Source organism: Bordetella saccharivorans (assembly GCF_045862855.1).
GTDB classification, from domain to species: domain Bacteria; phylum Pseudomonadota; class Gammaproteobacteria; order Burkholderiales; family Burkholderiaceae_B; genus Bordetella_A; species Bordetella_A petrii_F.
In genome coordinates this window covers 1,597,056-1,621,461 of the sequence record NZ_BAAFZO010000001.1, presented here as the reverse complement: position 1 = coordinate 1,621,461, position 24,406 = coordinate 1,597,056, and the positions used below count along the sequence as shown (strand labels likewise).

23 protein-coding genes are annotated in these 24,406 nt (G+C 68.5%); 1 reads left to right on the top strand and 22 read right to left on the bottom strand.

The annotated features are described in order from the left end of the window. Positions 1–10: 10 nt before the first annotated feature. From hisF to ACKTT0_RS07680, 18 genes are all read right to left on the bottom strand, one after another. On the bottom strand, positions 11–838 hold the full coding sequence (hisF, locus tag ACKTT0_RS07765) for an imidazole glycerol phosphate synthase subunit HisF (protein ID WP_407849375.1): 828 nt from the start codon (positions 836–838) through the stop codon (positions 11–13). Then, on the bottom strand, positions 835–1,575 hold the full coding sequence (gene hisA / locus ACKTT0_RS07760) for a 1-(5-phosphoribosyl)-5-[(5-phosphoribosylamino)methylideneamino]imidazole-4-carboxamide isomerase (protein ID WP_028353739.1): 741 nt from the start codon (positions 1,573–1,575) through the stop codon (positions 835–837). Before hisA ends, hisF begins: the two co-directional genes overlap by 4 nt. Positions 1,576–1,637: 62 nt before the next feature. Then, the gene (gene hisH, locus ACKTT0_RS07755; RefSeq protein ID WP_407849374.1) at positions 1,638–2,291 is read right to left on the bottom strand and encodes an imidazole glycerol phosphate synthase subunit HisH; all 654 of its coding nucleotides are present in this window, start codon (positions 2,289–2,291) and stop codon (positions 1,638–1,640) included. Between the two features lie 22 nt (positions 2,292–2,313). Next, entirely contained in the window at positions 2,314–2,901 is a 588-nt protein-coding gene (gene hisB / locus ACKTT0_RS07750; protein ID WP_407849373.1) for an imidazoleglycerol-phosphate dehydratase HisB, read from the bottom strand. A gap of 17 nt (positions 2,902–2,918) precedes the next feature. Beyond that, positions 2,919–4,052 (bottom strand): histidinol-phosphate transaminase, encoded by a 1,134-nt coding sequence (hisC, locus tag ACKTT0_RS07745; protein WP_407849372.1) that lies wholly within the window; start codon positions 4,050–4,052, stop codon positions 2,919–2,921. Next, the gene (gene hisD, locus ACKTT0_RS07740; protein ID WP_407849371.1) at positions 4,049–5,353 is read right to left on the bottom strand and encodes a histidinol dehydrogenase; all 1,305 of its coding nucleotides are present in this window, start codon (positions 5,351–5,353) and stop codon (positions 4,049–4,051) included. The genes hisC and hisD overlap by 4 nt, the downstream gene beginning before the upstream one ends. A 104-nt stretch (positions 5,354–5,457) precedes the next feature. Beyond that, entirely contained in the window at positions 5,458–6,132 is a 675-nt protein-coding gene (hisG, locus tag ACKTT0_RS07735) for an ATP phosphoribosyltransferase (protein ID WP_407849370.1), read from the bottom strand. Beyond that, positions 6,129–7,397: a UDP-N-acetylglucosamine 1-carboxyvinyltransferase gene (gene murA / locus ACKTT0_RS07730; RefSeq protein ID WP_407849369.1), complete on the bottom strand. Its 1,269-nt coding sequence runs from the start codon at positions 7,395–7,397 to the stop codon at positions 6,129–6,131. Before murA ends, hisG begins: the two co-directional genes overlap by 4 nt. After that, a complete protein-coding gene (locus ACKTT0_RS07725; protein ID WP_028353732.1) occupies positions 7,397–7,642 on the bottom strand; it encodes a BolA family protein in 246 nt (81 codons plus the stop codon). Before ACKTT0_RS07725 ends, murA begins: the two co-directional genes overlap by 1 nt. A gap of 5 nt (positions 7,643–7,647) precedes the next feature. Further along, the gene (locus ACKTT0_RS07720) at positions 7,648–8,460 is read right to left on the bottom strand and encodes an ABC transporter permease (RefSeq protein WP_407849368.1); all 813 of its coding nucleotides are present in this window, start codon (positions 8,458–8,460) and stop codon (positions 7,648–7,650) included. Further along, positions 8,457–9,266, bottom strand: coding sequence for an ABC transporter ATP-binding protein (locus ACKTT0_RS07715; RefSeq protein ID WP_407849367.1), 810 nt, complete (start codon positions 9,264–9,266; stop codon positions 8,457–8,459). Before ACKTT0_RS07715 ends, ACKTT0_RS07720 begins: the two co-directional genes overlap by 4 nt. Before the next feature lie 89 nt (positions 9,267–9,355). Continuing rightward, positions 9,356–9,988: an MlaC/ttg2D family ABC transporter substrate-binding protein gene (locus tag ACKTT0_RS07710; RefSeq protein ID WP_407849366.1), complete on the bottom strand. Its 633-nt coding sequence runs from the start codon at positions 9,986–9,988 to the stop codon at positions 9,356–9,358. Positions 9,989–10,018: 30 nt separating this feature from the next. Continuing rightward, positions 10,019–10,816 (bottom strand): MlaA family lipoprotein, encoded by a 798-nt coding sequence (locus ACKTT0_RS07705; RefSeq protein ID WP_407849365.1) that lies wholly within the window; start codon positions 10,814–10,816, stop codon positions 10,019–10,021. 105 nt (positions 10,817–10,921) lie between these two features. Beyond that, positions 10,922–11,398, bottom strand: a complete 477-nt coding sequence (gene mlaD / locus ACKTT0_RS07700; RefSeq protein WP_407849364.1) for an outer membrane lipid asymmetry maintenance protein MlaD — start codon at positions 11,396–11,398, stop codon at positions 10,922–10,924. 12 nt (positions 11,399–11,410) lie between these two features. Beyond that, entirely contained in the window at positions 11,411–12,199 is a 789-nt protein-coding gene (gene mlaE, locus ACKTT0_RS07695; protein WP_407849363.1) for a lipid asymmetry maintenance ABC transporter permease subunit MlaE, read from the bottom strand. Continuing rightward, complete coding sequence (locus ACKTT0_RS07690; protein WP_407849362.1) at positions 12,196–13,032, bottom strand: ABC transporter ATP-binding protein; 837 nt, start codon at positions 13,030–13,032, stop codon at positions 12,196–12,198. Before ACKTT0_RS07690 ends, mlaE begins: the two co-directional genes overlap by 4 nt. A gap of 100 nt (positions 13,033–13,132) precedes the next feature. Then, entirely contained in the window at positions 13,133–14,116 is a 984-nt protein-coding gene (locus ACKTT0_RS07685; RefSeq protein WP_407849361.1) for a Bug family tripartite tricarboxylate transporter substrate binding protein, read from the bottom strand. A gap of 39 nt (positions 14,117–14,155) precedes the next feature. Continuing rightward, on the bottom strand, positions 14,156–15,328 hold the full coding sequence (locus ACKTT0_RS07680; protein ID WP_407849360.1) for a YbfB/YjiJ family MFS transporter: 1,173 nt from the start codon (positions 15,326–15,328) through the stop codon (positions 14,156–14,158). Positions 15,329–15,392: 64 nt separating this feature from the next. Between ACKTT0_RS07680 and ACKTT0_RS07675 the strand changes: the two genes are divergently transcribed. Continuing rightward, on the top strand, positions 15,393–16,298 hold the full coding sequence (locus ACKTT0_RS07675) for a LysR family transcriptional regulator (RefSeq protein WP_407849359.1): 906 nt from the start codon (positions 15,393–15,395) through the stop codon (positions 16,296–16,298). Here ACKTT0_RS07675 and ACKTT0_RS07670 read toward each other — a convergent pair. The 4 genes from ACKTT0_RS07670 to ACKTT0_RS07655 all read right to left on the bottom strand — a co-directional run bounded on the left by ACKTT0_RS07670 (position 16,286) and on the right by ACKTT0_RS07655 (position 24,395). Continuing rightward, the gene (locus ACKTT0_RS07670) at positions 16,286–16,912 is read right to left on the bottom strand and encodes an OmpW/AlkL family protein (protein WP_407849358.1); all 627 of its coding nucleotides are present in this window, start codon (positions 16,910–16,912) and stop codon (positions 16,286–16,288) included. The two genes, ACKTT0_RS07675 and ACKTT0_RS07670, sit on opposite strands and share 13 nt — an antisense overlap. 192 nt (positions 16,913–17,104) lie before the next feature. After that, positions 17,105–18,571 carry a glutamate synthase subunit beta gene (locus tag ACKTT0_RS07665; RefSeq protein ID WP_407849357.1) on the bottom strand — a complete coding sequence of 489 codons (1,467 nt, stop codon included), beginning with the start codon at positions 18,569–18,571 and terminating at the stop codon, positions 17,105–17,107. Positions 18,572–18,580: 9 nt separating this feature from the next. Next, positions 18,581–23,317 carry a glutamate synthase-related protein gene (locus ACKTT0_RS07660; RefSeq protein ID WP_407849356.1) on the bottom strand — a complete coding sequence of 1,579 codons (4,737 nt, stop codon included), beginning with the start codon at positions 23,315–23,317 and terminating at the stop codon, positions 18,581–18,583. A 325-nt stretch (positions 23,318–23,642) separates the two neighbouring features. Continuing rightward, positions 23,643–24,395: a transposase gene (locus ACKTT0_RS07655; RefSeq protein WP_407849355.1), complete on the bottom strand. Its 753-nt coding sequence runs from the start codon at positions 24,393–24,395 to the stop codon at positions 23,643–23,645. Positions 24,396–24,406 lie beyond the last annotated feature (11 nt).

The following is a 24,406-nucleotide window of genomic DNA, read 5'->3' as shown; positions in this document are numbered from 1 at the left end:
GGGATGCAGTCTAGCCCAGTCTCACGGCGATGCCTTGATCGGCCATGAATTGTTTGCATTCGCGCACCGTGTGCTGGCCGAAATGGAAGATGCTGGCGGCCAGCACGGCGCTGGCGCGCCCGGTGGTGACGCCGTCGGCCAGGTGCTGCAGGCTGCCCACCCCGCCCGAGGCGATGACGGGAACCGGCACGGCGTCGGACACGGCGCGGGTGAGTTCGAGATCGAAGCCGGACTTGGTGCCGTCGCGGTCCATGCTGGTGAGCAGGATCTCGCCGGCGCCATAGGCCGCCATGCGGCGTGCCCACGCCACGGCGTCCAGGCCGGTCGGCTTGCGGCCGCCGTGGGTGAAGACTTCCCAGCGGGCCGGTTCGCCGGCGGCCGACACGCGGCGCGCGTCGATGGCCACCACGATGCACTGCGAGCCGTGGTAGCCGGCCGCCGCGCGCACCAGTTCCGGGTTGGCCACGGCCGCGCTGTTGATGCTGATCTTGTCGGCTCCGGCATTGAGCAGGCGCTGCACGTCGGACACCTGGCGCACGCCGCCGCCCACGGTCAGCGGGATGAACACCTGCGAAGCCACCTGCTCGATGATGGGCAGGATCAGGTCGCGGTCGTCGCTGGTGGCTGTGATGTCGAGGAAGGTGAGCTCGTCCGCGCCCTGCTCGTCGTAGCGGCGGGCGATCTCGACCGGATCGCCCGCGTCGGTCAGGTTGACGAAGTTGACGCCCTTGACCACCCGCCCCGCGGTGACATCCAGGCAGGGGATGATGCGGCGGGTCAGCGGGGTGGCCGGGGCTGCGCCCGGCTTGGCGGCGGGCTGCGGATTGGGGGCGTTCATTGGCTGAGTTCGTCGGCGCGGGCCTGCGCGGCCTTGAAATCGAGCGCGCCTTCGTAGATGCTGCGGCCCAGGATGGCGCCCTCGACGCCCTCTTCCTCGACCGCGCACAGGGCCTCGATGTCCTGGATGCCGGCGATGCCGCCGGAGGCGAAGACCGGGATGCGCACGTGCTGCGCCAGGCGCACGGTGGCGTCGACGTTCACGCCCGACATCATGCCGTCGCGGCTGATGTCGGTGTAGATGATGGCCTCGCAGCCGTAGTCCTCGAATTTCTTGGCCAGGTCGAGGACATCGTGGCGGGTCAGCTTGCTCCAGCCGTCGGTGGCGATCTTGCCCTCGCGCGCATCCAGGCCGACGATGATGTTGCCGGGGAAGGCGCCGCAGGCATCCTGCAGGAAGCCGGGATTCTTCACGGCGGCCGTGCCGATGATCACGTACGAGATGCCGGCGTCGAGATAGGACTCGATGGTGTCGAGGTCGCGGATGCCGCCGCCGATCTGCACCGGGATGTCGTCGCCGACGGCGTCCAGGATGGCCTTGATGGGCGCGTCGTTCTTGGGTTTGCCCGCGACGGCGCCGTTGAGGTCGACCAGGTGCAGGCGCCGCGCGCCGAGGTCGAGCCAGTGCGTGGCCATGGCGGCGGGGTCTTCGGAGAATACCGTTGCCTCGTCGAGGTCTCCCTGGCGCAGGCGTACGCAGCGCCCGTCTTTGAGATCGATGGCGGGGATCAGCAGCATGGTGGATAGCGAGCGTTGAAAAATCGGTTGAAAAAAGGCCGGCCGAGGCTCGTACGGGGCGGCTATGGGTTCCAGTCTACAAAATTGCGGTACAGGCGCAAACCGTGCGCCGCGCTTTTCTCGGGGTGGAACTGCACCGCGAAAATGTTAGCCGCTGCCACGGCGCAGGTAAATGTAACGCCGTAGTCGGTTTCTCCCACTGTGAGGCCAGGGTCGGCCGGCGCGGCGTAGTAGCTGTGCACGAAATAGAAATGGGCGTGGTCGGGAATGCCGGCCCACAATGCATGGGAGCGGGTCTGGCGGACTTGGTTCCAGCCCATGTGCGGCACCTTGAGGCGTTCGGCGCCGTCCAGCGGGGCCGCGGCGTCGGCGAAGGCATCGCCGGCGAAGCGGCGCACGGTGCCGGGGAACAGCCCCAGGCAGGGGGTGTCGCCTTCTTCGCTGGCTTCAAAGAGCATTTGTTCGCCGACGCATACGCCCAGGAGCGGCTTGGCGCGCGCGGCGCGCTCGACGGCGTCGCGCAGGCCGGATTCGTTGAGCGTGCGCATGCAGTCGGCCATGGCGCCCTGGCCGGGGAAGACGACGCGGTCGGCCGCGTCGATGTCGGCGGCGCGGTTGCAGATGCGGATATCGGCGTCGGGCGCGGCATAGCGCAGCGCGCGCGCGACGGAATGGAAGTTGCCCATTCCGTAATCGACGATGGCAATGGAGGTCACTGAAATCTGCCTGGCGGGTGGGTTACAGCACGCCTTTGGTGGAGGGCACCACGTCGCCCATGCGCGGATCGTGTTCCAGCGCCATGCGCAGCGCGCGGCCGAAGGCCTTGAAGACCGTCTCGCACTGGTGGTGGGCGTTGACGCCGCGCAGGTTGTCGATGTGCAGCGTGACCAGGGCGTGGTTGACGAAGCCCTGGAAGAACTCGCGGGTCAGGTCGACGTCGAAGTCGCCGATGCGCGCGCGCGTGAATGGGATGTGATATTCCAGGCCCGGACGGCCGGAGAAATCGACGACCACGCGCGACAGGGCCTCGTCCAGCGGCACGTAGGCATGCCCGTAGCGGCGCAGGCCGGCCTTGCCGCCGACCGCCTTGGCGACGGCCATGCCCAGGGTGATGCCGACGTCTTCGACCGTGTGGTGGGCGTCGATGTGCAGGTCGCCTTCGGCCTTGATGTCGAGGTCGATCAGGCCGTGCCGGGCGATCTGGTCGAGCATGTGGTCCAGGAACGGCACGCCGGTGTCGATGGTCTGCGCGCCGGTGCCGTCCAGGTTGACGGCCACGCGGATGCGCGTTTCGTTGGTGTTGCGGGTGATTTCGGCGGTACGCATAAACGGTGGGGGCGAGCCTAGTAGGAACGGAGAATGTCTTGCAGGGCGGCCAGCAGCGCGGCGTTCTCGGCCGGCGTGCCGACCGAGATGCGCAGGCAGCCGGCCAGCAGCGGATGGGCGCCGGAGAAGTTCTTGACCAGTATTTTGCGCGTTTTCAGGGCAAGATGCACGGCGTTGCCGTCCGGCTGGCCGGAAAAGCGCGCAAGCACGAAATTGCCGGCGCTGGGAAAGACGCTTACCCCGGGCAAGGCCGCCAGGCTGGCCGCGAGCGGGCCGCGGTCGGCGCGCAGCCGCGCGGCCTGGGCGTCGAGCACCGGCTTGTGGCGCAAGACCGCGCGCAGCGCCGCCTGGGTCAGCACATTCAGGTTGTAGGGCGGGCGCACCTTGTCGAACTGGGCGATCCAGCCGGGATGGCCGGCCAGGTAGCCGAAGCGCAGGCCGGCCAGGCCGATCTTGGATACGGTGCGCAGCACCACCACGTTGGGCAGCGCCGGCAGGCGCGGCATCCAGGTATGGCCGGCGAACGGCTGGTAGGCCTCGTCCAGCACTACCAGCCCGGGCGCGGCGTCGATGATCGCCTGTACCGCCTGGTCGGGCCACAGGCCGCCAGTGGGATTGTTGGGCAGGGCCAGGAACACCACTTTGGGACGATGCCGCGAGATGGCCTGCAGCATGGCGGGCAGGTCCAGCTCCAGGGTGTCGGTGAGCGGCACGCCCACGAAGCGGGCGTGGTCGAAGCGCGCCGCCATGTCGAAGTATACGAACGACGGCCAGGGCGACATGACGGTATCGCCGGGCTCGCAACAGGCCTGGACGATCAGGTGGATCAGCTCGTCGGACCCGTTGCCGAACAGGAGGCCGGCCGCGGCGGGGATGCCGAAGGCTTGCCGGACATCGTGGTCGAGCGTGCCGACGCCCCCCGGCGGGTAGCGGTTGAGGGCCGCGTCGCGCACGGCGCGGGCGATGTCCTCGCGCACTGCCTCGGGCAGCTCGTACGGGCATTCCATGGCATCGAGCTTGATGCCGTCGGCGGCCGGCGCCACCGCGTAGGCGGCCAGCGCGCGGATGTCGGCGCGCACCGTGTCGGCAATGCGGCCGGCCACGGCCTCGGCCGCCGCGTGCCCGGGCTCGGGCGGCCGGGCGGCGCTCACGGGTTGTCCAGCCGGTATTGCGCGCTGGCCGCGTGCGCCGGCAGGCCCTCGCCCAGCGCCAGTTCGGCGGCGATGCGGCCGAGTGTCTGGGCGCCCTGCCGCGATACCTGGATCAGGCTCGAGCGCTTCTGGAAGTCGTACACCCCCAGCGGCGAGGAAAAACGCGCGGTGCGCGAGGTGGGCAGCACGTGGTTGGGCCCGGCGCAGTAGTCGCCCAGGGACTCGGAGCTGAAGCGGCCCATGAAGATGGCGCCGGCATGACGGATGCGGGCGGTCCAGTGCTCGGGCTGCTCGGTGGAGATCTCGAGGTGTTCGGGGGCGATATCGTTGGCGATGGCGCAGGCTTCGTCGAGGTCGCGCACCAGGATCAGGGCGCCGCGGTTGGCCAGGCTGACGCGCAGGATGTCGGCGCGCGGCATGGTGGGCAGCAGGCGGGCGATGGCGGCCTCCACCTCGTCGATGAAGGCGGCGTCGGGGCACAACAGGATGGACTGGGCCAGCTCGTCGTGCTCGGCCTGCGAGAACAAGTCCATGGCGATCCAGTCGGCCGGCGTCTTGCCGTCGCAGATGACGAGGATTTCGCTGGGGCCGGCGATCATGTCGATGCCCACGGTGCCGAACACGCGGCGCTTGGCGGCCGCCACGTAGGCGTTGCCGGGGCCGACGATCTTGTCGACCGCCGGCACGGTGGCGGTGCCGTAGGCCAGCGCGCCTACCGCCTGCGCGCCGCCGATGGCGAAGGCGCGGTCCACCCCGGCGATGGCCGCGGCGGCCAGCACGATGGGGTTGCGCGCGCCGTCCGGGGTGGGGGTGACCATGATCAGCTCGGGCACGCCGGCGACCTTGGCCGGGATGGCGTTCATCAGCACCGACGAGGGATAGGCCGCCTTGCCGCCGGGCACGTACAGGCCGACGCGGTCCAGCGGGGTGATCTGCTGGCCCAGCAGGTTGCCTTCGGCGTCGGTGTAGGTCCAGGTTTCGCCGCGCTGGTGCTCGTGATAGGCGCGCACCCGGTCGGCCGCGGTCTCGAGCGCATTGCGCTGCGCCATGGGCAGCGCCGCCAGCGCGGCCTGCCAGTCGGCCTTGGGAATTTCCAGGGCCTGGGCGGACGTGGCCGCCACGCGGTCGAACCGCTGGGTGTATTCCAGCAGGGCGGCGTCGCCGCGGCTGCGCACGTCGGCCAGGATGCCGGCGGCGGCGCGGTCGATGGACTCGTCCTCGGCGGCCTCGAAGGCCAGCAGCCGGGACAGCGCGGAGGAGAATCCCGGTTGGCGGGAATCGAGGCGGTTGATCAGGGCCATGGCGTCATGGTGATGCAAGAAAACAGGCCCGCGGCGGCGCTGATGCGGGTGCCGCCGCCGGGGGCAAAAACGTAGTGTAGCGGGCGTGGGCGGCCCGCAGGGCGTCAGGCCCGGCCGGCTCCCCGGCGGGCGGCCCGCTCGAAGGCGTCGAGCAGCGGTTGCAGGCGCGCGCCGCGGGTCTTGAGCGAGGCCTGGTTGACGATCAGGCGCGAGGAGATGGGCATGATGTCTTCGACGGCGACCAGGTCGTTGGCGCGCAGCGTGCCGCCGGAAGACACGAGGTCGACGATGCAATCGGCCAGCCCGACCAGCGGGGCCAGCTCCATGGAGCCATAGAGCTTGATGATGTCGACGTACACGCCCTTGGCAGCGAAGTGTTCGCGCGCCGATTGCACATACTTGGTGGCGACGCGCAGGCGGGCGCCCTGGTGCACCGCCGCCTGGTAGTCGAAGCCGTTGCGTACCGCCACGCACAGCCGGCATTTGGCGATGTCGAGGTCGATCGGCTGGTACAGGCCGCCCGGCTGCTGGGCGGCGTGCTCGATCAGGACGTCCTTGCCGGCGATGCCCAGGTCGGCGGCGCCGTACTGCACATAGGTGGGCACGTCGGAGGCGCGCACGATGATGAGCCGCAGCGCGGGATCGCTGGTGGGCAGGATGAGCTTGCGCGAGTTTTCCGGGTTCTCGGCCACCTGGATGCCGGCCTCGGCCAGCAGTGGCAGGGTTTCCTCGAAGATGCGGCCCTTGGACAGCGCCAGGGTGATGGGCGCGGCGGTCATGGGGCTTCCTTGCCGGTCAGGCGCTGGATGTCGGCGCCCAGCGAGCGCAGCTTGACTTCCATTTTGTCGTAGCCGCGATCGAGGTGGTAGATGCGGTCGACCGTGGTCTGGCCCTCGGCGGCCAGGCCGGCGATCACCAGGCTGGCCGAGGCGCGCAGGTCGGTCGCCATGACCGCGGCGCCGGACAGGCGCGCCACGCCGCGCACCACGGCGGTGTGGCCGTCGATGTCGATGTCGGCGCCCATGCGGCGCAGCTCCTGCACGTGCATGTAGCGATTTTCGAAGATGGTCTCGACGATGACGGCGGTGCCCTCGGCGACCGTGTCCAGGGCCATGAGCTGGGCTTGCATGTCGGTGGCGAAGCCCGGGTATTCGTGGGTACGCACGCCGACCGCGCGCGGCCGGCCCTGCATGGCGGCGTGGATCCAGTCCGGGCCGGTCTCGATGGCCAGGCCGGCTTCGAGCAGTTTATCGAGCGTGGCGCCCATGGCGCCGGGGGCGGCATTGCGCAGCATGATGTCGCCGCCGGCCGCGCCCACGGCGCACAGGAACGTGCCGGCCTCGATGCGGTCGGGAATGACGCGGTGCTCGGCGCCGTGCAGGCGGTCGACGCCGTCGATCACGATGCGGTCGGTGCCGTGGCCCTGGATGCGGGCGCCCATCTTGATGAGCAGCTCGGCCAGGTCGATGACCTCGGGCTCGCGTGCGGCGTTCTCGAGCACGGTCCGACCTTCGGCCAGCACGGCCGCCATCAGCAGGTTCTCGGTGCCGGTGACCGTCACCATGTCGGTGCGGATCGGAGCCCCCTTCAGGCGCTTGGCCCGGGCCACCACGAAGCCGTGTTCGATGCTGACGTCGGCCCCGAGCGCGGCCAGGCCCTTGATGTGCTGGTCGACGGGACGCTGGCCGATGGTGCAGCCGCCGGGCAGGCTCACGCGCGCTTCACCGAAGCGCGCCAGCAGCGGCCCGAGCACCAGGATCGAGGCGCGCATGGTCTTGACCAGCTCGTACGGCGCCTCGAGGTTGTCGACGTGGTCGGCCTGCACGGTGACGATGCCGTCGGCGCCGCGTTCGGCCTTCACGCCCATGCGGCCGAGCAGGCGCAGCATGGTGGAGGTGTCGTTCAGGTCCGGCACATTGGCGATCGAGATCGCGTCGGCCGTGAGCAGGCCCGCGCAGAGGATCGGCAGGGCCGCGTTCTTGGCGCCGGAAATGGCGACTTCGCCGCGCAGTTGCGGGCCGCCGGTAATGCGTAGCTTGTCCATCAGTTGCCCGCCTTGGTGTATTCGTCCGGAGTGAGCGTGCGCATGGAAAGCGCGTGGATCTCGGCCTTCATGCGTTCGCCCAGCGCCGCGTAGACGAGCTGATGGCGGGCGACCGGACGCTTGCCCTCGAAGGCCCGGCTGACGATGAGGGCGTCGAAGTGCGAGCCGTCGCCTTGTACGTCGAGGTGCTCGCACGGCAGGCCGTCGGCGATATATTGGCGGACCTGCTCGGGGGTGGGTAGCATGGACGTCAATTCCTGAGTTTGTAGCCGCTGGCCAGCAAGCGCATCGTGGTGATCGCCAGGACGACGAATACCCCGGCCACTACCGCCAGGCTGCGCCACGGCGAGACGTCCGACACGGAGAAAAAGCCGTAGCGGAAGCCGTCGATAGTGTAGAAGATGGGGTTCCAGTGCGATACGGCCTGCCAGAACGGCGGCAGCGTGTGAATGGAATAGAACACGCCGGACAGGAACGTGGCCGGCATGATCAGGAAATTCTGGAACACCGCCAACTGGTCGAACTTCTCCGACCAGAGGCCCGCGATCAGGCCCAGCGCGCCCATGATGCCGCAGGCCAGGACGGCGAAGGCGATGATCCACAGGGGGTGGGCGGGCGGCAGCGGCGTGAAGCAGATGGCCACCAGCCACACACAGGCGCCCACCGCCAAGCCGCGCGCCACCGCGGCCAGCAGGTAGGCCGAGAAGATTTCGCGGTGCGACAGCGGCGGCAGCAGCACGAATACCAGGTTGCCGGTGATGCGGCTCTGGATCAGCGAAGACGACGGGTTGGCGAAGGCATTCTGCAGCATGCTCATCATCATCAGCCCGGGAATCAGGAACGCGGTGTATGGCACGGTGCCGTACACCATGACGCGGCCTTCCAGCACCTGGGCGAACACCAGCAGGTACAGCAGCGCGGTGACCACCGGCGCGGCAATGGTCTGGAAGGCGACTTTCCAGAAGCGCAGCAGTTCCTTGCGCAACAGCGTGGGAAAGCCCGACCCGGCGTCCAGGCGGGGCTGCACCAGCGGTTGGGAGGTGGGGGTCAGGGGCGGCGTCACGACGAGACCTCTTCGGGTTGCAGGTCGGCCACGGGGGTGTCGTCGCGGTGCATGATGCGCACGAAGGCGTCTTCGAGGTCGACCCCGCCCACCCGCGCCAACAGCGCCTGGGTGGTGTCCAGCGCGACGATGCGGCCGCCCTTGAGCATGGCGATGCGGCCGCACAGGGCTTCGGCTTCTTCCAGGTAGTGGGTGGTCAGCATGATGGTGTGGCCGGCCTTGTTCAGGCGCGAGATGAATTCCCATAGCGTGCGGCGCAGGTCGACGTCTACGCCGGCGGTGGGCTCGTCGAGCACGATGACGGGCGGGCGGTGCACCAGCGCCTGGGCCACCAGCACGCGCCGCTTCATGCCGCCCGACAGGGCGCGCATATTGGAATTGGCCTTGTCGGCCAGGCCGAGGTTGAACAGGATCTCGTCGATCCAGTCGTCGTTCTTGCGCAGACCGAAATAGCCGGACTGGATGCGCAGGGTTTCGCGCACGGTGAAGAACGGGTCGTAGACCAGTTCCTGCGGCACCACGCCCAGGGCGCGCCGGGCGGCCTTGTAGTCGGCGGCCACATCGTAGCCACAGACGCTGGCCCGGCCGCTGGAGGCGCGCGCCAGGCCGGCCAGGATGGAGATCAGGGTGGTCTTGCCCGCGCCGTTGGGGCCCAGCAGCCCGAAGAACTCGCCCGGCTCGATGGTCAGGCTGACGTCGTTCAAGGCCTGGAAGCCTGGTCCGGCGGTGTGTCCGAGCAGCTTTTTCCAGCCGGGCAGGCGCGGCGGATAGATCTTGGAAACGTGTTCTAGGCTGACGGCGGACATGGTAGCGGCGAGGCTCCGGTAAAGAGCGAATCACCCATTATAAAAGGCGGCGCGCCTCCCGGTGGCCCGGGGGCGCGCCGCCTGCTGGCTTACTGGTTGCGCTGGTTGAGCGCCTGGATCAGGCCATCGATGCCCGATTGGTTGATCTGCTGGGCGAACTGGTTGCGGTAGTTCTGGATCAGCCAGATGCCCTCGACGTTCATGTCGTAGATGCGCCAGCCTTGCGCGGGGTCTTTTTCGAGCCGGTAATCCACCTGGACCGGCTGGCCGTTGGCCTGCGTGATCAGGCTGCGCACCACCACGTCGTCGGCGTTGGGGTCGCCGCGGAACGGCAGCAGCTTGATGGTGGTGTTCTGGTTCACGCTGGTCAGCGCGCCGCTGTAGGTGCGGATCAGGGTGCCGCGGAAGGCGTCGGCCAGCGCGTCGCGCTGTTGCGGCGTGGCCTGGCGCCAGTAGCGGCCGGCCGCCAGCTGGGTGGTCTTGCGGAAATTGACGTACGGCAGGATGTAGGTGTCGACCGCCTGGTTGATGCGGTTCAGGTCGCCGGCGCGCAGCTGGCCGTCGGCCTTGATGGCGGCCAGTGCCTCGTTGGCGGCGTCCAGCACGAACTTGTCCGGGGCGCCATTGGGGTCGGGCTTGGCCTGGGCGCCGGCGGCGGCCATCAGGCCGAGCGCCGCGGCGAAGAACAGGCGCTGCAACACGGAATAGACAGGAAACCGCATGAGAACTCCTTGCTGAATGAGGCCGCGCCCTTACTGGCTGGAGGCGGGAGCGGCCGGCTGGGCCGGGGCGGGCGTGGACGCGTCGCCCTCGTCGTCGCTGTAATCGGGCAGGCTTTCTTCGTCGCCCGCCGTGCCGCGCACCATGGCCGCCCGACGCTGCAGGTAGGCGTCGCGGATGAAGCTGTAGGGATCGAGCGCGACGCGGTCGACCATGTCGGTGGTGTCGAGCAGGCTGGCGCGGGTGTCGACGACATCCAGGCCCCACAGCGAGTTGCGCCAGCGGATATTGTCGATGGCGCCCGGGCTGGAATAGGTGACGATACCACCCTGCCAGTCGCCGATCAGGCCGATGCCGTCGCGTACCGAGCTGGCGCCGAACAGCGGCAGCACCAGGTAGGGGCCCTGGCCGAAGCCCCACACGCCCAGGGTGGTGCCGAAGTCGTTGGGAATCCGGCGCGCGCCGTTGGCCGAGGCGACGTCGAAGCAGCCGCCCACCCCCATGGTCGTGTTGAACAGGAAGCGTCCCAGGGTGTTGACGAAATCGTGGCCGCGACCCTGCAGGAAGCTGTTGGTGGCCGACCAGAGGTCGCCCACGTTGCTGAACATGTTGTGCACGCAGCTGCGCACCGGCTGCGGCGTGATGTAGGTATAGGCCTGGGCGACCGGTTTGAACAGGGCGCGGTCGACGGTGTCGTTGAACTTGTAGACGCCCCGGTTGAAACCTTCCCAGGGGTCGCGCGGATCGGGGTTGCCGGGCGCGGCGCAGCCCGCGGTCACGGCGCACACGGCCAGGGCGGAGGCGAATCGAACGTAGGTAGGCGTCTTCATGGTGGGGTCGGCCCCGGGGTCGTAAGGTTCTGGTGGTTCACTGGATGCCGTGGATGGCGCTCGGGACGAGCCCGGAGATTATCCCCGAGCCCGCGCGGCGCGCCGTCAATTCCCCGGCGTGGTGCCCTGTTTTTCCGCGGTGCCGTAGAGGAATTGGCTGATGAGCTGTTCCAGCACGACCGCGCTCTGGGTATAGCGGATTTTGCCGCCGTCGGCAAAGTTCTCCTCTTCGCTGCCGGCGGACAGCCCCACATACTGCTCGCCCAGCAGCCCGGAGGTGAGGATGGATGCCGAGGAGTCCTTGGGGAACTGGTAGCCTTCCTCGAGGTCGAGCGTGACCACCGCCTGGAAGACCTTGTCGTCGAAACTGATGTTGCTGACCCGGCCCACCACCACGCCGGCGCTCTTGACCGGGGCGCGCGCCTTGAGGCCGCCGATGTTGTCGAAATTGGCCGTCAAGGTGTAGGTGGGCGCAAACGAGAAGCTGCTGAGATTGCCGGCCCGCAAGGCCAGGAACACCAGCGCGGCCGCGCCCAGCAACACGAAGAGCCCTACCCAGAAATCGGTTTTTTCGCGTGACATGATGAATCCGTATCAATTGCCAAACATCAGGGCGGTCAGGAGGAAGTCCAGGCCCAGCACGGCCAGCGAGCCCACCACGACGGTGCGCGTCGTGGCGCGGGCCACCCCTTCGGGCGTGGGGCGCGCCTGCCAGCCCTCGTAGAGCGCCACCAGGGTGATGGTGACGCCGAACACCAGGCTCTTGAGCACGCCGTTGGCCACGTCGTCCCAGACGTCCACGCCGCTTTGCATCTGCGACCAGAACGCGCCGGCGTCCACGCCGATGAGCAGCACGCCGACGATCCAGCCGCCCAGGATGCCTACCATGGAGAACACCGCCGCCAGCACCGGCATGGCGATGATGCCGCCCCAGAAGCGCGGCACCAGCACCCGCCGCATGGGATCGACCGCCATGACCTCCATGGCGGCGAGTTGTTCGCCGGCCTTCATGAGGCCGATTTCGGCCGTCAGCGACGTGCCGGCGCGGCCGGCGAACAGCAGGGCCGTGACGACCGGGCCGAGTTCGCGCACCAGCGACAGCGCCACCAGCAGCCCGAGGGCCTCCTCGGAGCCGTAGCGGTTGAGCGTGTAATAGCCCTGCAGGCCAAGCACGAAGCCGACGAACATGCCGGATACGGCGATGATCAGCAGGGAATAGTTACCGATGAAGTGTACTTGCTGCGACACCAGCCCAGGCCGCGACACGGCGATGCCGCTGCGCGCCAGCAGCGCGCCCAGGAACCGGGTGAAGAAGCCCACGCCGCTGACCTGGGTGCGCACCCAGCGGCCCAATGCGGCGAGAGCCTGGGTCGGCCCGCTCATGATTTGCGTCCTTGTTGCCGCGCCAGCCAGGCCTGGAAGGCCGGGGTGTCGGGGTACTGGAAAGCCACTGGACCGTCGGGTTCGCCGCGCAGGAATTGCCGCACGTAGGGATCTTGCGATTCGGACAGCGTCTGCGGCGTGCCCGCGGCCACCAGCCGGCCCTGGCCGACCAGATATACCTGGTCGGCGATGGCGAACGATTCCTGCACGTCGTGGGTGATGAGCACCGAGGCGCAATGCAGCCGGTCCGCCAGGTCGCGGATCAGGCGCGCGGTGATGCCCATCGAGATGGGGTCCAGGCCGGCGAAGGGCTCGTCGTAGAGAATGAGTTCGGGCTCCAGCACCACCGCGCGCGCCAGCGCCACGCGGCGCGCCATGCCGCCGGAGATTTCCGCCACCCGCAAGTGGGCGGCGGCTCGCAGGCCGACCGCGTCGAGGGTGTCGAGCACGCGCGCGGTGAGTTCCGCCTCGGGCTGCCGCGTATGCTCGCGCAGCGGGAACGCGACGTTCTCGAAGACGTTCAGGTCGGTGAACAGCGCGCCTTGCTGGAACAGCACGCCCATGCGCTTGCGCAGCGCCCGCAGGCCGTCGCCGTCGACCTGGCCGAGGTCGGTGCCGAATGCCCGCACCTGGCCCCGCAGGGCCTGCAACTGGCCGGTAGCCGCCCGCAACAGGGTGGTCTTGCCCGAGCCGGAGCCGCCCATGACGGCCACGACCTGCCCAGGTCGGACTTCCATGGTGATGTCCTGCAATACCGTGAAATCGCCATAGCCTAGCGAAACCCTGTCCAGGGACAGGGCGTAGTCCGGGCTGTTGCGAGTTTGAACGGGCATAGGCAGCGGGGGGTTGAGGGGGCCGGCAAGAGGCTGGCCCCCATGGCGACGGCCATTGTAGCGTGTAGCGGCCAGCCTGCCCGACGGCGTATTTACCGCGTTATTGCAGCGTAATGTTGCCTTTTTTGATGACTTCGGCCCATTTGCGGGTCTCGCTGGCAATGAAGGCGCCGAATTCCTCGGGGGTGCCGCCCCCGGCCTGGCTGCCGGTGTCGGCGATGGCCTTCTGCACTTCCGCGTCCTGCAGGATGCGGTTGAACTCGCTGTTGAGCCGGGCGATGATGGGCGCGGGGGTGCCGGCCGGCGCCACGATGCCTTGCCAGTTGTAGGACTCGAAGCCGGGCAGGCCCGCTTCGGCCAGGGTGGGCACTTCGGGCAGGACGTCCAGCCGCTTGGCGGAGGTCACGGCAATGGGATGGATCTTGTTGCCGCGTATGGCCGGCAGGGCCGAATAGCCCATTTCGAACATCATGGAAATATGGCCGCCCATCAGGTCGGTGGCCGCCAGGCTGCCGCCCTTGTACGGTACATGCACGATGTCGATGCCGGCCTGCTCGCGGAACATCTCGCCCGACAGGTGGTGGGCGCCACCCACGCCGGAGGAGCCGAAGGTCAGTTTCCCGGGCTCTTTCTTGGCCAGGGCGATCAGTTCCTGCAGGTTCTTGACCGGCAGGGAATTGTTGACGCTCAGGACCAGCGGGCTGTTCTCGATCAGGATGACGGGGGCCAGGTCCTTGGTCGCGTCATAGGGGATGTCGGGCATCAGCGTGGGGTTGACGGCCATCGGCGCCAGGTTGCCGGTGCCGATCGTATAGCCGTCAGGAGCGGCCTTGGCGATCAGGTTGGTGCCGATCACCCCGCCGGCGCCGGCCTTGTTCTCGACCACCACGCTCTGCTTGAGCGAATCGGCCAGCTTGCGCGCCAACAGGCGCACGCGGGTATCGGCGAAGCCGCCAGGGGCGTAGGGCACGATCAGCGTGATGGGCTTGCTGGGCCAGCTGCCGGCATCCTGGGCGTGGGCGGCGGTGCCGGCCAGGGCGGCGGCGGCCAGCAGGCCAGCCAGCAGGGGGCGTAGCGGTTTCATGCGCGGACTCCTCTTTTCGATATAGCGCGGAACCTGCCATTATGCCCGTTGCGGAATGGCCAATGCGGCCAGCGCCAGCAGCGCGGCGCTGGCGCCCAGCACCGTGGCCAGGTCCACGCCGAGCCGGCCCGCCCAGGCCGCGGCCAGCGGCCCGAGGATCTGGCCCAGGGCGAACGCCGCCGTCATGGCCGCCGCCGCGCGGGCCGCGCTGGCGCCGGCGCTGCGCCGCGCGGCCTGCATGCCCGCCTGGGTGATCACCACGAAGGTGCCGCCCACCAGCAATGCGGCCAGGGCGATCGCGCCCAGCGAGTCGCGCAGCGCCGGGGCCGCCATGCCGGCCGCCATCAGCAACTGGGCGGCGCGCCAGGTGCGCCGCTCGTCGCCGCCGCGCGCCAGGCGCGGCGCGATCAGGCAGGACGCCGCGGCCGCGGCGCCGAAACATGGCCACACCCAGCCGAATACGGCGGGGTCGGCGACCCGCGCCTGCGCCATGGCCGGCAGGAACGTCGCGGGCACGATATAGCCCATGCCGAACAGCCCATAGTGCAGGGTCAGCCAGCGGATGTCGCGCCGTTCGCCGGCCGGGAGGGCCGGCTGCGCAGTGGTCGCGGCGGGCGCCACCGCCACCGCCGGCCGGCGCCGCAATGCCACGGCCACCGCCAGCGTGGCCGCGCCCGCCAGCCCGCCCAGCGCCAGCCAGTTCAGGCCCGCCCCTGCGCCCGCCCGCATCAGGGCCAGGCAGGCCAGGCCGCTGGCGGCAATGCCGACGCCCACGCCGCAGTATGTCCAGTTCAGGATGCGGGCCTCGCCGGGGGCGCCGGGCGGCACCGGGCGCCATGCCGCTACGCAGATGAAGGCCCAGGCGCTGGCGTAGCCGGCCGCAAGCCGCAGCGCCAGCCACGCCGCCATGCCGTCCAGCACCGCCATGCCCAGCGTCAGCAGCACCACCGCGGCCAGGCTGCCCAGCAGGCCGGCGCTTACCCGACGTACGGGAAACGCCACCGCGGCCAGCGCGCCGGCCAGATAGCCGGCGTAGTTGGCCGACGCCAGCCAGCCGCCCTGGGCCAGCCCCAGGCCGGCCTCCTGGGCCATCAGCGGCCAGATCGGCGTGAAAGCGAAGCGGCCGATGCCCATGGCGACGGCCAGCGCGGCCAGGCCCGGCCAGGCCAGGAGAATCGGGGTGGGCGCGCGGGAAACAAGCGAGACTGACATGGCGCCAGTCTAGGCGCGTATGATTATCTTTAATAGTGAATTATTCAGAATATGAGTTCTTGAAATGAGAAACTTGGATCTCGATGCCCTGCAGATATTCAAGGCTGTGGCCGAGCGCGGCGGGATCGCGCGGGCGGCCGCGCACTTGAACCGCGTGCAATCCAACGTGTCGACCCGCCTGCGCCAGTTGGAATCGGCGCTGGGCGCCACGCTGTTCCAGCGGCACAATCGCCGGCTGGTGTTGTCGGCCCAGGGGCGCCTGCTGCTGGATTACGCCGACCGCTTGCTGCGCCTGTCCGATGAAGCGCGCGCCGCGCTGCAGGAAGGCGCGCCGCGCGGCACGCTGCGGCTCGGCACCATGGAAAGCACGGCCGCCGCGCGCTTGCCGCCCATTCTGGCCGCTTATCACGCTGCCTGGCCGCGCGTCAGCATGGAATTGGTGTCCGGCACTAGCGCGGCGCTGGTCAACCAGGTGCTGGCTGGCGACCTCGAGGCGGCGTTCGTGGCCGAGCCGTATGCCGACGATGGCCTGCAGGCCGTGCCGGCCTTTACCGAGACCCTGGCGGTGATATCGCCGTTGGCCGGCCCGCTGGTGGCGGATGCGCGCGACTTGCGCGGCGCGACGCTGATCGCGTTCAGCGCCGGTTGTTCATACCGGCGCATCCTGGAGGCCTGGCTGGCCCGGGAAGGCATCGCACCCGGCCGGGTGATGGATTTTGCCTCGTACCATGCGATCGTGGCTTGTGTGGCGGCGGGCGCGGGGGTGGCGATCGTGCCACGTTCGGTGCTGGGGGTGCTGCGCGCCGAGGGGTCGGTGCGGGTCAGTGCCCTGCCGCCGCCATTCACCGAGGCGCGCACCATGCTGGCGTGGCGCCGCGGGCACCAGTCGCCCGCCCTGGATGCGCTGCGCGCGGAGCTGGACGCGCAGGCACGGCCGCCGGGCGGCGAGGCCGCGCTTCAGAAGCGATAGCCCACGCCCACGGTGGCCACCCAGGGGTCGATGCGCGCCGTGCCGATGCGCTGGCCGTCGAGCTTCACCTTGGACGAAATGTCGATATAGCGCAGGTCGACGTTCATGAACCAGTTGTCGCTGAGCTTGACGTCCACGCCAAGCTGGCCGGCCAGGCCCCAGGAGTCGCCCAGGTCCAGGTCTGACCCGCTGAGCGGACCGCGCGCCTGTGTGTCGAAGAAATGGGTGTAGTTCACGCCCACGCCGACATAAGGCTGCACCGTGCTGTCCGGCAGGAAATGCCACTGCAGGCTGAGCGTGGGAGGCAGGTGCTTGGTGGCGCCGATCTTGCCCAGGCCGCCGCTGCCCCGGATATCGTGCTGGAACGGCCAGGCGCCGAGCAGCTCGATGCCGACGTGCCGGGTGGCCATGTAGGTCACGCTGAAGCTGGGACGGACGTTGCTGCTGACGTCCAGGCCGACGCTGCCGCCCAGCACGCTGCCGTTGTCCGACTTGGGCTTGACCTGCGTGACGCCCAGCTTGAGCAGCCAGTCGCCCGCTTCGTGGGCATGGGCGGGGCCGGCCAGGCTGGCGGCGCACAGCGTGGCGGCGGCGACGGTACGGATCACTGACATGGAACGCTCCTACGAGTACAGGGAAGCGAGAGGATCGCAGGCCGCCCGGGCAACCGGTTTGATCCATGTCAGCAGGAGGGTTATTTATGATTCGCGTATAGATCGCGCAACATTGCGGCGACACGAACGCAAAATAAAACGCCAGGTTTCGCAAGAAACCTGGCGTCTCGGCCAAGACCCGGCCGGGCGGGTTCAGCGCGGCAGTTCGCTGGACCCCATGAGGAACTCGTCGACCGCGCGGGCGCACTGGCGGCCCTCGCGGATGGCCCACACCACCAGCGACTGTCCGCGGCGCATGTCGCCGGCGGCGAACACCTTGTCCACGCTGGTGCGGTAATCGTCGGTGTTGGCACGCACGTTGCCGCGCGCGTCGCGATCCACGCCGAAGGCATCCAGAACGTGCTGAACCGGCGACACGAAGCCCATGGCCAGCAGCACGAGGTCGGCCTGGATCTCGAATTCCGAGCCCTCGACCTCGCGCATCTTCATCTGGCCGGTGGCTTCGTCCCTGAACCATTCGACGCGCGCCCCCACCAGCTTCTCGACCTTGCCGTTGCTGCCTTTGAGCGCCTTGGTGGTGACGGCCCAGTCGCGTTCGCAGCCCTCTTCGTGCGAGGAGGACGTGCGCAGCTTCAGCGGCCAGTAGGGCCAGACCAGCGGCTTGTCTTCCGCTTCGGGTGGCCGGGGCATCAATTCGAACTGCGTGACCGAGGCCGCGCCATGGCGGTTGCTGGTGCCGACGCAGTCCGAACCGGTGTCGCCGCCGCCGATCACCACGACATGCTTGCCCTTGGCCAGCGTCTGGCCGACCAGGCGGTCGCCCGCCACGGCCTTGTTCTGCTGGCGCAGGAAGTCCATGGCGAAGTAGACGCCGTCGAGCTCGCGGCCGGGCACGGGCAGGTCGCGCGGGGTTTCCGAGCCGCCGGTCATGGCCACGGCATCGAATTCGGCGAGCAGCGATTCGGGAGTGCGCACGGTCAGGCCGTCGGCCACCGGGTCGGCCGGGTTGCCCACATAGGTGGACGGCGCGAATTCGACACCCTCGGCTTCCATCTGGGCGATGCGGCGGTCGATCTGCGATTTCTCGAGCTTGAAATCGGGGATGCCGTAGCGCAGCAGGCCGCCGATGCGGTCGCTTTTCTCAAAAACCGTCACCGAATGGCCGGCGCGCGCCAGCTGCTGGGCGCAAGCCAGGCCGGCCGGGCCCGAGCCGACCACGGCCACTTTCTTGCCTGTCTTGCGGGCCGGCACCTGCGGCACGACCCAGCCTTCCGACCAGCCCTTGTCGATGATCGCGTGCTCGATCGACTTGATGCCCACCGCGTCGCTGTTGATGTTGAGCGTACAGGCGGCTTCGCACGGCGCGGGGCAGATGCGGCCGGTGAACTCCGGGAAGTTGTTGGTGGAATGCAGCACGTCGAGCGCGCGGCGCCATTCCTGGCGGTACACCAGGTCGTTCCAGTCGGGGATGATGTTGTTGACCGGGCAGCCGTTGTTGCAGAACGGGATGCCGCAATCCATGCAGCGGGCGGCCTGCTGCATGGATTGCTCGTCGGTCAGGTGCAGCACGAATTCGCGCCAGTTCTTCAGGCGCTTCTGCGGCGCTTCAGTGGCTTCCTGCAGCCGCTGGAATTCCATAAAGCCAGTGATCTTTCCCATTTCGAATCCTCAGGCAGCCAGTTGTTCAGGGTTGGCTGCACGCCACATTTCGCCCAGCGCACGGCGGTATTCCGTCGGCATGACCTTGATGAACTTGCCGCGCGAGGCTTCCCAGTCGCCCAGGATCTCGCGGGCGCGGAAGCTGCCGGTATAGCGGAAGTGGTCCTCGATCAGCCGGCGCAGGATGGCCTCGTCGGTCTCGCGTTCGCCGCCGCGCTGCGCGCTGTGCCAGCCTTCGCGGCTGTTCTGCGCGTGTTGCTCGGCATGCGGCGCGATGGCTTCGAGTTCCACCATGGCCATGTTGCAACGGTGCTTGAAGCTGCGGTCCGGGTCCCACACGTAGGCAACGCCCCCGGACATGCCGGCGGCGAAATTGCGGCCGGTGCTGCCCAGCACCACGACCGTGCCGCCCGTCATGTATTCGCAGCCATGGTCGCCGGTGCCTTCCACCACGGCGGCCGCGCCCGAATTGCGCACGGCGAAACGTTCGCCGCCCACGCCGTTGAAGAACGCCTCGCCGGCCAGGGCGCCGTACAGCACGGTGTTGCCGACGATGATGTGGTCGGGGCCGAAGCCGCGGAAATCGTTGGGGGAACGCACGATGATGCGTCCGCCCGACAGGCCCTTGCCGACGTAGTCGTTGGCTTCGCCCACCAGGTCCAGCGTGATGCCGTGCGCCAGGAAAGCGCCGAAGCTCTGGCCGGCGGTGCCGTTGCACTGGATGTGGATGGTGTCGTCCGGCAGCCCGTCGTGCCCGTAGCGCGCCGCCAGCGCGCCGGACAGCATGGCGCCGACGGTGCGGTTGCGGTTGCGCACGGGCGTGATGAACGACACCTTTTCGCCGCGCTCCAGCGCGGGCTTGCTGCGTTCGATGAGCAGGTGGTCGAGCGCGCCGGCCAGGCCGTGGTCCTGCGCCTCGGTCTGGCGCTTCTCGGTATCGACCTGCGGCTGGTAGAAGACGCGGCCGAAGTCCAGGCCCTGGGCTTTCCAGTGGTCGATGCCGGCGCGCATGTCGAGCAGGTCGGCGCGGCCGATCAGGTCGTCGAACTTGCGGATGCCCAGCTGGGCCATGATTTCCCGCACTTCCTCGGCGATGAAGAAGAAGAAGTTCACCACGTGCTCGGGCTTGCCCTGGAACTTGCGGCGCAGCACCGGATCTTGCGTGGCCACGCCGACCGGGCAGGTGTTCAGATGGCACTTGCGCATCATGATGCAGCCCTCGACCACCAGCGGAGCCGTGGCGAAGCCGAATTCATCGGCGCCCAGCAGCGCGCCGATGACCACGTCGCGGCCGGTCTTCATCTGGCCGTCGGCCTGCACGCGGATGCGGCTGCGCAGGTGGTTCAGCACCAGGGTCTGCTGCGTCTCGGCCAGGCCCAGTTCCCACGGCGTGCCGACATGCTTGATGGACGACACGGGCGAGGCGCCGGTGCCGCCGTCATGGCCGGCGATCACGACATGGTCGGCCTTGGCCTTGGCCACGCCGGCGGCCACCGTGCCCACCCCCACTTCCGACACCAGCTTGACCGAGATGGAGGCCTTGCTGTTGACGTTCTTCAGGTCGTGGATGAGCTGGGCCAGGTCCTCGATGGAATAGATGTCGTGGTGCGGCGGGGGCGAGATCAGGCCCACGCCCGGCACCGAATAGCGCAGCTTGGCGATGTATTCCGACACCTTGTGGCCGGGCAGCTGGCCGCCCTCGCCGGGCTTGGCGCCCTGCGCCATCTTGATCTGGATCTGGTCGGCGCTGGCCAGGTACTCGGCCGTGACGCCGAACCGGCCGGAGGCCACCTGCTTGATGCGCGAGCGCAGCGAATCGCCGGCCTGCAGCGGCACGTCGGCTTCAATGCGTTCGCTGCCCAGCACCGAGGCCAGCGTGTCGCCTTTCTTGATGCCGCTCTTGCCGTTGCGCATCTCGGCGCGGTAGCGCAATTCGTCCTCGCCGCCCTCGCCCGTGTTCGACTTGCCGCCGATGCGGTTCATGGCCACGGCCAGCACCGTGTGGGCCTCGGTGGAAATGGAGCCGAGCGACATGGCGCCCGTGGCGAAGCGCTTGACGATTTCCTTGGCGGGCTCGACATCTTCCAGCGGAATCGCGCGCGAGGGGTCGAAGCGGAACTCGAACAGGCCGCGCAACGTCATGTGGCGGCGGCTCTGGTCGTTGATGATCTGCGCGTACTCCTTGTACGTGCGGTAGTTGTTGGCGCGCGACGCATGCTGCAGCTTGGCGATGGAATCGGGCGTCCACATGTGCTCTTCGCCGCGCACGCGGAAGGCATACTCGCCACCCGCGTCCAGGTCGTTGGCCAGCACCGGGTCGTTGCCGAACGCGGCGCGGTGTTGGCGCAGCGCTTCCTCGGCCACTTGGAAAATGCCGATGCCCTCGATGTTGGAGGCCGTGCCGGTGAAATACTTGTCGACCAGGGCGCGCTGCAGGCCCACGGCCTCGAAGATCTGCGCGCCGGTGTACGACATGTAGGTCGAGATGCCCATCTTGGACATGACCTTGTTCAGGCCCTTGCCGATGGCCTTGATGTAGTTCTTGACCGCCTTGTCGGGGTCGGCCATGCGGCCCAGCGATTCCAGCGCCAGGTACGGATGGATGGCCTCGGCGCCGTAGCCGCCCAGCAGCGCGAAATGGTGCACCTCGCGCGCGGACCCGGTCTCGACCACCAGGCCGGTGTTGGTGCGCAGGCCGGCGCGGATCAGGTGCTGGTGGACCGCCGACGTGGCCAGCAGCGCCGGGATCGCCACGCGTTCGCTGTCGACCAGGCGATCGGAGACGATCAGGATGTTGTAGCCGCTTTGCACCGCGTCGACAGCGCGCGCGCACAGCGCGGCCACGCGGGCCTCGATGCCTTCCGAGCCCCAGGCCGCCGGATAGGTGATGTCCAGCTCATAGCTGCGGAACTTCTTGCCGGTTACCTGCTCGATGTCGCGGATCTGCGCCATGGCGGCGAAATCCAGCACCGGCTGCGAGACTTCCAGGCGCAGCGGCGGGTTGACGTTGTTGATGTCCAGCAGGTTGGGCTTGGGGCCGATGAACGACACCAGCGACATCACCAGTTGTTCGCGGATCGGGTCGATCGGCGGGTTGGTCACCTGCGCGAACAGTTGGCGGAAGTAGTTGTAGAACGGCTTGGCGCGGTTCGACAGCACGGCCAGCGGCGCGTCGTTGCCCATCGAGCCGACGATTTCCTCGCCCGTGGCGGCCATCGGCTCCAGGATGAACTTGTAGTCTTCCTGGGTCCAGCCGAAGGCCTGCTGGCGGTCGAGCAGCGACACCGACGACTGCGTGGCCGGCATGGCCTGGCGGGGCGCGGGCAGCGACTCCAGCTTGATCTGCAGGCGCTCGATCCACTGGCGGTACGGGCGGCTGTTGGACAGCTGCAGCTTGATCTCGGCGTCGTCGATGATGCGGCCCTGCTCCAGGTCGATCAGGAACATCTTGCCGGGCTGCAGGCGCCACTTCTTGACGATGCGGTTCTCGGGAATGGACAGCGTGCCGGCCTCGGACGCCATGATGACCATGTCGTCGTCGGTGATCAGGTAGCGCGCCGGGCGCAGCCCGTTGCGGTCCAGCGTGGCGCCGATCTGGCGGCCGTCGGTGAAGGCCACGGCGGCCGGGCCGTCCCAGGGTTCCATCATGGCCGCATGGTATTCATAGAACGCGCGGCGGCTTTCGTCCATTTGGGTGTGCTGTTCCCAGGCTTCCGGGATCATCATCATCATGGCGTGGGCCAGCGAATAGCCCGAGTTCACTAGCAGTTCGAGGCAGTTGTCGAACGTGGCGGTGTCGGACTGGCCTTCGTAGACGATGGGGTACAGCTTCTTCAGGTCGTCGCCCAGCACGGCCGACTGCATCATGCCTTCGCGGGCGCGCAGCCAGTTGAAGTTGCCCTTCACGGTGTTGATCTCGCCGTTGTGGGCGATCATCCGGTACGGGTGGGCCAGCGGCCAGGCGGGGAAGGTGTTGGTCGAGAAGCGCTGGTGCACCAGGGCCAGGGCCGACACGGTGCGCGGGTCGGCCAGGTCGCGGTAGTAGCGGCCGACCTGGTCGGCCAGCAGCAGGCCCTTGTAGACCACGGTGCGCACCGACGCCGAGGGCACGAAATACTCCTTGCCGTGCGCCAGGCGCATGGCCTGGATGGCGTGGCTGGCGGTCTTGCGGATGACGTACAGCTTGCGCTCCAGCGCGTCGGGCACCATGACGTCGGCGCCGCGGCCGATGAACAGCTGGCGGATGACGGGCTCGACCGACCGCACCGTGGGCGACATGGGCATGTCGACATCCACCGGCACGTCGCGCCAGCCCAGCACGATCTGGCCCTCGGCGCGCACGGCGCGTTCGAGTTCCTGTTCGCAGGCCAGGCGCGAGGCGGTTTCCTTGGGCAGGAACACCATGGCCACGCCGTACTCGCCGGGCGGCGGCAGTGTCACCCCTTGCTGGCTCATCTCGTCGCGGTACAGCGCGTCGGGGATCTGGATCAGGATGCCGGCGCCGTCGCCCATGAGCTTGTCGGCCCCCACCGCGCCGCGGTGGTCCAGGTTTTCCAGGATCTTCAGGCCCTGCTGGATGATGGCGTGGCTCTTGCGGCCCTTGATATGGGCGACGAACCCGACGCCACAGGCGTCATGTTCCTGCTGGGGGTTGTAAAGGCCCTGCGGCGCCGGCAGGCCGATGCGGCTGGCATCGACGGGCGTCGCGGCGGGGCGACAGGAAGCATCGTGGGAAGTAGGTGACATAGCGCGCTCCGCAGTGGCCTGCGTCGGGATGTTGCAGTGCAAGGGAAGGACGATACTGCGGCACGGCAGGCGCCGCAATACAAATAAACAGGGTATGTCCCTATATTTTGTATTTCACCATAATGGTGCAAATATTTGGGGCCGAATCAAAAAACAATAAAAAACAAAGGGTTGTGTTTTCGGTTTGGAAATCCACAGCCCGCGGTTTCGCAGGTAGGGTGCCAAAACGCGTTATGCGTCCCTATATTTTTGTGGCGAAATTGCCGGATTGTGCCCTGTCGGGACCCGGCTGGGAGGCACGGATAGGGCGGGGTGGCGAGGAGGTTCAGGTGCCGGAGGCGCCGTTGCCTTCGGCGGATGTGGCGGCGGTGGTGGGTTCGGCCGGCTTCTTGCGGGGCCGACCGCGCTGCCCCGGAGCCACTCGGCGGCTGGCGGTGTGGGCCAGGCTGGCGATGAAGGCCGGGCCGCCCAGCGCCCATTGGCCGGACACGGCCTGGTCGATGCGCTGGCTTTGCTCGCGCGACAGCCCTTCCTGCAGGCGGCGGCGGTAATTGGCCTGGCGGTCGAAAGGCGTATTGCCGCAGGCCCAGTAATCGGCGTGGTCGGACTGCCACGGCGAAGGCGGCGTGGCCGGCGAGGTATTGCCGGTGTGGCTGCCAGCGGACGACCAGGGCCAGGAATCGGGGTCGTGGGCGCCGCCGCTGCGCACGGGGTGGGTTTCGAGCCAGACCAGGGCCGGCAGCACCCAGACGCCGGGCTCGAGCAGCGCCGAGCGGTAGCGGCCGGCGAAGACGCGCCCACCGCGCAGGCGGGCCGCCAGGTTGCGGCCCAGGGTCTGCATCAGGCGGGGCAGTCCCTCTTCGTCGGCCGGTGTGGCCAGCAGCAGGATGCGGTCGTTGGCCAGCACCCAGCCGTGCACCGCGACACGGTGCCGCTGGGCGGAATCGCCCAGCCACGCTGCCAGCTGGTTCAGGATGTCCTGGGGGGCCGGCTGCGAAGGGGCGGCCAGCGGCTGGACAAAATTGGCCTGCACCAGCTGGGGCAGCCCGGGGGCATACAAACGGGGCAGACGGGCCATAGTAGGGAGGC

Coding starts and splice junctions, on each gene's coding strand:
- ACKTT0_RS07705 (WP_407849365.1), bottom strand. CDS start 10,816: ATGAAGACGCCTACCTACGTTCGATTCGCCTCCGCCCTGGCCGTGTGC.
- murA (WP_407849369.1), bottom strand. CDS start 7,397: ATGGACAAGCTACGCATTACCGGCGGCCCGCAACTGCGCGGCGAAGTC.
- hisD (WP_407849371.1), bottom strand. CDS start 5,353: ATGGCCCTGATCAACCGCCTCGATTCCCGCCAACCGGGATTCTCCTCC.
- ACKTT0_RS07670 (WP_407849358.1), bottom strand. CDS start 16,912: ATGTCAGTGATCCGTACCGTCGCCGCCGCCACGCTGTGCGCCGCCAGC.
- ACKTT0_RS07725 (WP_028353732.1), bottom strand. CDS start 7,642: ATGCTACCCACCCCCGAGCAGGTCCGCCAATATATCGCCGACGGCCTG.
- ACKTT0_RS07690 (WP_407849362.1), bottom strand. CDS start 13,032: ATGCCCGTTCAAACTCGCAACAGCCCGGACTACGCCCTGTCCCTGGAC.
- ACKTT0_RS07680 (WP_407849360.1), bottom strand. CDS start 15,328: ATGTCAGTCTCGCTTGTTTCCCGCGCGCCCACCCCGATTCTCCTGGCC.
- hisB (WP_407849373.1), bottom strand. CDS start 2,901: ATGCGTACCGCCGAAATCACCCGCAACACCAACGAAACGCGCATCCGC.
- mlaE (WP_407849363.1), bottom strand. CDS start 12,199: ATGAGCGGGCCGACCCAGGCTCTCGCCGCATTGGGCCGCTGGGTGCGC.
- hisA (WP_028353739.1), bottom strand. CDS start 1,575: ATGCTGCTGATCCCCGCCATCGATCTCAAAGACGGGCGCTGCGTACGC.
- ACKTT0_RS07655 (WP_407849355.1), bottom strand. CDS start 24,395: ATGGCCCGTCTGCCCCGTTTGTATGCCCCCGGGCTGCCCCAGCTGGTG.
- ACKTT0_RS07710 (WP_407849366.1), bottom strand. CDS start 9,988: ATGCGGTTTCCTGTCTATTCCGTGTTGCAGCGCCTGTTCTTCGCCGCG.
- ACKTT0_RS07715 (WP_407849367.1), bottom strand. CDS start 9,266: ATGTCCGCCGTCAGCCTAGAACACGTTTCCAAGATCTATCCGCCGCGC.
- ACKTT0_RS07675 (WP_407849359.1), top strand. CDS start 15,393: ATGAGAAACTTGGATCTCGATGCCCTGCAGATATTCAAGGCTGTGGCC.
- ACKTT0_RS07665 (WP_407849357.1), bottom strand. CDS start 18,571: ATGGGAAAGATCACTGGCTTTATGGAATTCCAGCGGCTGCAGGAAGCC.
- mlaD (WP_407849364.1), bottom strand. CDS start 11,398: ATGTCACGCGAAAAAACCGATTTCTGGGTAGGGCTCTTCGTGTTGCTG.
- hisF (WP_407849375.1), bottom strand. CDS start 838: ATGAACGCCCCCAATCCGCAGCCCGCCGCCAAGCCGGGCGCAGCCCCG.
- ACKTT0_RS07660 (WP_407849356.1), bottom strand. CDS start 23,317: ATGTCACCTACTTCCCACGATGCTTCCTGTCGCCCCGCCGCGACGCCC.
- ACKTT0_RS07685 (WP_407849361.1), bottom strand. CDS start 14,116: ATGAAACCGCTACGCCCCCTGCTGGCTGGCCTGCTGGCCGCCGCCGCC.
- hisG (WP_407849370.1), bottom strand. CDS start 6,132: ATGACCGCCGCGCCCATCACCCTGGCGCTGTCCAAGGGCCGCATCTTC.